6 protein-coding genes are annotated in these 7,498 nt (G+C 57.9%); all 6 read left to right on the top strand.

What is annotated here, in order from left to right:
- Window positions 1-3 precede the first annotated feature (3 nt).
- Entirely contained in the window at window positions 4-435 is a 432-nt protein-coding gene (rbfA, locus tag G8764_RS19650) for a 30S ribosome-binding factor RbfA (RefSeq protein WP_166167053.1), read from the top strand.
- 42 nt (window positions 436-477) lie between these two features.
- Window positions 478-1,419, top strand: coding sequence for a tRNA pseudouridine(55) synthase TruB (truB, locus tag G8764_RS19655; RefSeq protein WP_166167056.1), 942 nt, complete (start codon window positions 478-480; stop codon window positions 1,417-1,419).
- 226 nt (window positions 1,420-1,645) lie between these two features.
- The gene (gene rpsO, locus G8764_RS19660) at window positions 1,646-1,915 is read left to right on the top strand and encodes a 30S ribosomal protein S15 (protein ID WP_166167059.1); all 270 of its coding nucleotides are present in this window, start codon (window positions 1,646-1,648) and stop codon (window positions 1,913-1,915) included.
- A 261-nt stretch (window positions 1,916-2,176) separates the two neighbouring features.
- Entirely contained in the window at window positions 2,177-4,312 is a 2,136-nt protein-coding gene (pnp, locus tag G8764_RS19665; protein WP_166167062.1) for a polyribonucleotide nucleotidyltransferase, read from the top strand.
- A gap of 147 nt (window positions 4,313-4,459) precedes the next feature.
- The gene (locus tag G8764_RS19670; protein ID WP_166167065.1) at window positions 4,460-5,587 is read left to right on the top strand and encodes an NAD(P)/FAD-dependent oxidoreductase; all 1,128 of its coding nucleotides are present in this window, start codon (window positions 4,460-4,462) and stop codon (window positions 5,585-5,587) included.
- A gap of 541 nt (window positions 5,588-6,128) precedes the next feature.
- Window positions 6,129-7,418 (top strand): TolC family outer membrane protein, encoded by a 1,290-nt coding sequence (locus G8764_RS19675; protein WP_207951987.1) that lies wholly within the window; start codon window positions 6,129-6,131, stop codon window positions 7,416-7,418.
- Window positions 7,419-7,498 lie beyond the last annotated feature (80 nt).

Here is a 7,498-nt window from a genome sequence, read left to right on the forward strand (position 1 = left end):
TTTATGGCCAGAGAATTTAAACGTACCGACCGGCTGGCGGATGAGATACAGCGTATCCTCGCCCACCTGCTGCAATTTGAGGTGCGCGACCCACGCATCGGCATGGTTAACATCAACGATGTGGAAGTGAGCCGCGACCTCGCCAACGCCAAGGTGTTTGTGACCTTTGTGGACACCCGCGGCCAGGACGAGTGCGAGCTCGGGGTCGAGGCATTGAACCGGGCGGCGGGCTTCCTGCGCTCCATGCTGGCCAAGGAACTGGATATTCGTATCACGCCGCGGCTGGTGTTCAAGTACGACCAGACCTCGGTGCGCGGGCAGGAGTTGTCGCAGCTGATTGACCGGGCGGTCAAGGCCGACAAGGCGCACAGCGAAAGCACCGCGCCGGCAAGTGCTGAGAAGACAAGCGTCAAACCCGAGCAGGACGAAGGTTAGTAGCCTTCCCGCTTCCCTGTTAGAGAGCAGTTGAGAGCAGTTGTGAGTCGTAGAAGAGGTAAAGGCCGGAACATCAGTGGCGTGGTGATATTGAACAAGCCCGCGGGCATGACCTCCAATGCTGCCCTGCAGCAGGCCAAACGCCTGTTCTTCGCCGCCAAGGCCGGCCACACTGGCAGCCTCGATCCCCTCGCCACCGGGGTGCTACCCCTGTGTTTTGGCGAGGCCACCAAGTTTTCCCAGTTTTTGCTGGACGCAGACAAGCGCTACCGCACCACCTTTCGCCTGGGCGCCTTCACCACCACCGGCGATGCCGACGGCGACAAGTTGGACGAGTGCAGTGCGGCGGCAGTAACCAGCGAGCAATTGCAGCGGGCGCTGGCGCCATTCAAGGGTGATATCGAGCAGGTGCCACCCATGTATTCGGCCCTGAAGCACAACGGTGAGCCCCTCTACAAGCTGGCTCGCCAGGGCATAGAAATCGAACGCAAAGCCCGCCCGGTCACCATATTTTCCCTGCAACTGCTGGATTTTCGCCCCGGTGTTGCGGCGGAAGTGGATCTTGAAGTTCACTGCAGCAAAGGCACCTACATTCGCTCCATCGCTGAAGACCTGGGTACCGCCCTCGGTTGTGGCGCCCACGTAGCGGTGTTGCACCGCGTCAGTTGCGGGCCATTTGCAGAGTCCAGTGCGGTCACCCTGGAGCAGTTGCAGGCGGAGCGCGGTGAGGGTCAGGCAGAGCTGCTGGATCATCATTTATTGCCGGCAGACACCCCGGTGCGGTCGCTGGCGGCCATTACCCTGGGGGCGGATGCCGCCTATTATTTCCGTCAGGGCAATCCCATTATGGACCCGCAGGTCTATCGCAGCGGAAAAGAAGGTGATATGGTGCGCGTCTTCGCTGAAAATGGTGATTTTTTGGGCGTTGGGTTGCTCGACCCGGAGGGCCGGGTAGCACCGAAGCGATTGGTTGTCGCCAGCTGACGCAAGCGCTGTGCACTGAGCTACTGTGAAGTTAGGGGCGCGAGCAGAGAGACAGGAAACGAATTTACCGGTGGCGCCAGGTTGAACTGGCCGCCGCAGGTGAGTGCCAGCCCAGGGACGGGCTGGGTACAGTTACGCGAGGGCACGCACACCAAGCTAGCCGGTCTGTAAATATGCACGGGCTGGGCTGGATCGTTTTTACGCATATTATTACGAGGAATGAGTTATGGCACTGAGTGCTGCTGAAAAAGCTGAAATTGTTAAAGGTTTTCAACAAGCTGAAGGTGATACCGGGTCTCCGGAAGTGCAAGTTGCACTGTTGACGCACAACATCAACAAGCTGCAGGGTCACTTCGTTGATCACAAACAGGATCACCACTCACGCCGCGGCCTGATCCGCATGGTAAACCAGCGTCGTAAAATGCTGGATTACCTGAAGAGCAAGGACGTAGCTCGCTACGCCGCCCTGATCCAAAAACTGGGTCTGCGTCGCTAAGTGTCGCTACAGGGTGCCCGCTGCTGCGGGCACTTTTGTTTATACCCCAGGCAAGAACCTGAAAAGGGTATAAATAAATGTCGCGAGCGCGACAATTCCTCTCCCCGGCGATCTATTCGTACAGCGGGGATTGATAGCTGAATTAATAATACCCGGCGCTCAACGCCGGATGGTTAACACCAGTTTTAGCATAATCCTGCAATTAGTAGATTTTATCCAAGTAAACTTTGAAATAGTAAGAGAAACTATAAGGAAAATGTCGTGAATCCCGTCATTAAGACCTTTCAATATGGAAACGATACCGTCACCCTGGAAACTGGCCGCATAGCACGCCAGGCGACCGGAGCAGTGATGGTAACTATGGGCGAGACCCAGGTACTGTGTACCGTAGTCGGCGCCAAAACAGTCAGGGAAGGCCAGGACTTCTTCCCGTTATCAGTACACTACATCGAGAAAGCCTACGCCTCCGGCAAGATCCCCGGCGGCTTTTTCAAGCGTGAAGGGCGTCCCAGCGAAAAAGAAACCCTGACCTCACGCCTGATCGATCGCCCGATTCGTCCGCTGTTCCCCAACGGTTACATGAACGAAGTACAGGTTGTCTGTACCGTTATGTCCGCCAACAAGGATATGGACCCGGATATCCCGGCCATGATCGGTACCTCGGCGGCACTGTCCATTTCGGGTATTCCGTTCAACGGTCCTATCGGTGGCGCCCGTGTGGGTTACACCCAGGCCGACGGCTATTTGCTCAACCCTGGCTACGAAGCCCTGCAAACCTCCGAGCTGGAAATGGTGGTTGCCGGTACCAAAGATGCGGTATTGATGGTGGAGTCTGAAGCCAAGGAATTGCCGGAAGACATCATGCTGGGTGCCGTGCTCTACGCCCACCAGGAAATGCAGGTGGTGGTGCAGGCGATCAATGAGCTGGCCAAAGAAGCGGCCAAGCCCGCCTGGGAGTGGACAGCCGAAGCCGACAACGTGGAATTGAAAAATGCGCTGGCCGATGCCTTCGGTGCCCAGATCAAGGAAGCCTACAAAATTACCGATAAAATGCAGCGCTACACCCAACTCGGCGAGTTGCGCAACGCTGCCATTGCCCAGTTCGCCAACGACAGCGTCAGTAATGACGACGTCAAAGGTGTATTTGGCAAGTTGGAAAAGCAAACCGTGCGCCAGAGTGTGGTCGCCGGTGAGCCCCGTATCGACGGTCGCGACACCAAGACCGTGCGCCCGATCCAGGTAGAAGTGGGCCTGCTGTCTAAAGCTCACGGTTCAGCGCTGTTTACCCGCGGTGAAACCCAGGCCATCGTTGTGGCAACCCTCGGCTCCGGCCGCGATGCCCAGATGATCGATGCGCTGGAAGGCAGCCGCCGCGATCCGTTTATGTTGCACTACAACTTCCCTCCCTACTCGGTGGGTGAAGCTGGTCGCATGGGTGGCACTGGCCGTCGTGAAGTCGGTCACGGTCGCCTGGCGCGCCGCGGTGTGGCGGCGGTACTGCCGTCGGAAGAGGAGTTTCCCTACTCCATCCGCGTGGTCAGTGAGATTACCGAATCCAACGGTTCCTCTTCCATGGCCTCTGTGTGTGGTTCATCCCTGGCGCTGATGGATGCCGGTGTACCGCTGAAGGCACCGGTAGCGGGTATCGCCATGGGCCTGGTGAAGGAAGACAACGGCTTTGCCGTGTTGACCGACATTCTCGGCGACGAGGATCACCTCGGCGACATGGACTTTAAAGTGGCCGGCACCTCCGACGGTATCACTGCCCTGCAGATGGATATCAAGATCGAAGGTATCACCGAAGAGATTATGGAAATTGCCCTGCAGCAAGCCCTGCAGGCCCGTTTGCATATCCTCGCGGAAATGAACAAGGTCATCGACCAGTCGCGCAAAGGCGTCTCTGCAAATGCGCCCCAGTTCGAAACCATCAAGATCGATCCGGACAAGATCCGCGACATCATCGGCAAGGGCGGCGCAACTATCCGTGCCATTACCGAAGAGACCGGTGCTTCCATCGATATCGACGACAACGGTACTGTCAAAGTCTACGGTGAAAACACCGAGTCGCTGCAGGCCGCTCTCGATCGCATTGGTGAGATCACCGCCGAAGCTGAAATCGGTGAGATCTACGAAGGCAAGGTCGTGCGCATTGTCGATTTCGGCGCCTTTGTTAACTTCCTGCCCGGCAAGGATGGCCTGGTGCACATTTCCCAGATCGCTGAAGAGCGGGTGGAAAATGTCACCGATTACATCAAGGAAGGGGAAATGGTGCGGGTCAAGTGCCTCGACGTCGACCAGCGTGGCCGCATCAAGCTGTCCATCAAGGAAGCCAAGCGCGATGACGCGGCGGCGGCGGAAGATGCCGAGCCTGCGGAAGGTGCTTCGGCCCAGGAGTAATCCGGGGCCGGGCCGGGCGCAGCAATGCAACCTGGCCCAGCGACAGCTGTAGCCGCCGGGTAATCTGAAGCCCGCCTGGTTGGCAAAAGCCGTTACAATAAAACGCCCCGAGTTTTCGGGGCGTTTTGCGTTGTGGGGGAGGGTGATTTGACGACGGATGTGGATTCCATTGTGATCGGCGCCGGGGTGGTGGGCCTGGCGATCGGTCGGGAGCTGGCCCGCAGTGGCCGTAGCGTGCTGGTGCTGGAGCGCAACGCCGGCATCGGCGAGGAGACCAGTTCCCGCAACAGTGAGGTCATTCACGCTGGTATCTATTATCCCCGCCACAGCCTCAAGGCGCGCCTGTGTGTGCGGGGCCGGGAGTTGTTGTACGCCTACTGCCACTCTCACAGCATCGCCCACCAGCGCCTCGGCAAGCTGATTGTTGCCACAGATAATGACCAGCTCTCTCGCCTGCAGGATATCTACCTGCGCGGCCGCGCCAATGGCGTCACTGACCTGGTTTATGTTGACCAGCCTGAGTTAAACGAGATGGAGCCGGCCTTGCGGGCGGTCCGGGCAATCCTGTCGCCCTCCACCGGCATTGTGGACAGCCACCAGCTGATGCTGGCCTTGCAAGGCGACCTGGAGAGGGCTGGTGGCAGTGTGGTGCTGCGCAGTCCGGTTGTGGGTGGCGCCGTGCTGGCGGGGGGCGGAGGCGGCTTCCGGTTGACCGTGGGAGGTGTCGAGCCCATTGCTATAACTTGTCGGGAGTTAATCAACTGTGCCGGCTTGCAGGCGCAAGCAGTGACAGGCGCTATCGACGGCGTACCATCGGCATCGATCCCGGCGCAATACCTGTCGCAGGGCTGCTATTTCAGTTTGCAAGCCAGGTCGCCTTTCAAGCGCCTTATTTACCCGCTGCCGAATCAACAGGGGTTGGGAGTCCACCTGACCCTGGACCTGCAGGGGCGGGCTCGATTCGGCCCCGATGCGCGCTGGGTGCAGGGCATCGATTACAGTGTCGACCCGGCGCTGGCGAGGGATTTCTGTGAGTCTGTACGCCACTATTACCCGGCCATAGAGGCGCAGCAGTTGCAACCCGCCTACGCCGGTATCCGGCCCAAGCTGGCCGGGCCGGGTGAGGCCGCGGCGGATTTTATGATTCAGCCTGAGGCCGAGCACCGGGTGCCCGGTTGGCTGGCGCTGTATGGCATCGAATCGCCGGGCTTGACCGCGGCTCTGGCAATTGGGGAATATGCGCGAATGCAGCTGGACAACCACAGGTGCGGATGAAATCGGACGCCACGCGTGTCGGTGCGGCGCTAAAAAATATGGCTGTTTTATAGCCTTTCCTGCACTTTATTCAGTTGCAATCCAAGCGTCTTAAGCACTTAGTTGCGTTTGCAATATGGAGTCACTTCTAGTGTTAATGCACGACACACTCTGTTACATTGGCAAGGGTTGCCCCCATATTCCTGTGTCGAACCCAAGCTAACAAGCTGGCACGGAATATGCCCAGAGTTATGGGTCAGGGAACCTTCTATAGATTGGCTGCGCGCTAGATACTGCAGCGTTTCTTTTCAGCGCCTTGCGTTGTGGTGAGTTCTCACCAATTTTGAATTTTATGATTCTGTGCCAGTTCCTGCTTTCAGGTATATGAGGAGCTGATTTAACAGGTGCTCGGCGCAGGAATCCAGGGAATTTGCTGGCCTGCTGTGCGAGCTGGCAATTGCCTCATAGAAAACCGAAACGAACAACAAAAAGAAGACGGTGGACGATGAAGCTGTGCAAGGCAACCGGGGCTGGTGTTAGAGCCCTGATATGTTTGTTATTTATGGCTGCTGGCTGTTGCCAGGCTGAAGATTTACTCGGGCTGTATCGCGCAGCCTTAAAAGCCGATCCCCAATTACAGAGTGCAATATTCGATCACAGTGCCGGTAGCGAAGTCATAACCCAGGCCTGGGCGGATTACCGGCCGACAGTGACCTTTGATTACGACAAGGTCGACACCACCCAGGATATTATCCGCAGCGATAACCCGGTGTTTGCCAATGGCAATACCTCCTTTCCCACCACCAGCTGGTCACTCTCGATAACCCAGCCGATTTTCAATTACGCCAAGCTGCAGCGCATTGGCCAGGCCCGTGAAGAGGTCAAGCGGGTCGACGCCGAATTGGTGCAGGCCCAGCAGGACTTGATGCTGCGCCTTTCCGAAGCTTACCTGGCCTGCCTCGCAGCGGAAGATGAACTGGAGTTTCTGCGGGCGGAGCGACTGGCAGCAGAGCAACAGCTGCAATTGGCTGCTGGTCGCGAAGAGGCGGGCATTGGTCGCCCGGTGGATCGCTACGATGCCGAGGCGCGTCTGGCCTCAGTAGTGGCAGATTACGCCGCAGCCGAAGTGGCGCTGCGCGACGCCTATGAAGCCCTGTATGAACTGGTGGGCCACTACCCGGCTGGCCTCGCCAGCTTGAAGGAAGATATACAACTGCAGCGGCCGCACCCCGAAAATGACCAGTATTGGGCCGATGCAGCCGCCCAATACAACCCGGCGCTGGTGGTCCAGCGGCACGCGGTAAATGTGGCTCGGCGCGAAGTGGCGCGCCAGAACGGTGGTCACTTCCCGTCAGTTGATGTGGTGTTGCGCAGTGGCAGCCAGGATACCGGCGGCACCCTGTTCGGTGGCGGCAGTGAAGTGGAAACCCGGGAGTTGATGCTGCGGGTCAGTGTGCCTCTTTACAGTGGTGGTGCAGTGAGCTCAAAGAAACGTGAGTCCTGGGCCAATTTTCACAGTGTTGAGCAGCAGCTTACCCGACTGCTGCTGGAGTCCCGGCGCCAATCCAAGGACGCTTACTGGAGCGTGGTCAATGCGATCAAGCGAGTACAGGCCCTGAACAAGGCGATGGCGGCCCAGCAGGCAACCCTGGAGCTGCGTCGTGCTGCGTACGAGTCGCGGCTGGAAACCGCCATCAGTGTGCTCGATGCCGAGCGCGATCTCTATTCGGTCAAGCGCAACCTGGCGCAGGCCAAGTACGATTATATTTTGAACGGTCTGCGTCTCAAGGCGCTGACCGGAGTGCTGACCAAAGAGGAGCTTGGTCAGGTCAATAACTGGCTGGATGGCTAGTAGAACAATGAAAATGGATGTTTTTTCCTGAAGTAACGGTGAAGACATAGCTGTAACAATAAAAACGCTGGAGCGTTGCT

It is taken from the genome of Pseudomaricurvus alcaniphilus (genome assembly GCF_011440395.1).
Lineage (GTDB): Bacteria > Pseudomonadota > Gammaproteobacteria > Pseudomonadales > Cellvibrionaceae > Pseudomaricurvus > Pseudomaricurvus alcaniphilus.

Excerpts from the sequence above, each read along its gene's own strand:
- rbfA (WP_166167053.1), top strand. The coding sequence starts at position 4 with ATGGCCAGAGAATTTAAACGTACCGACCGGCTGGCGGATGAGATACAG.
- rpsO (WP_166167059.1), top strand. The coding sequence starts at position 1,646 with ATGGCACTGAGTGCTGCTGAAAAAGCTGAAATTGTTAAAGGTTTTCAA.
- G8764_RS19675 (WP_207951987.1), top strand. The coding sequence starts at position 6,129 with ATGGCTGCTGGCTGTTGCCAGGCTGAAGATTTACTCGGGCTGTATCGC.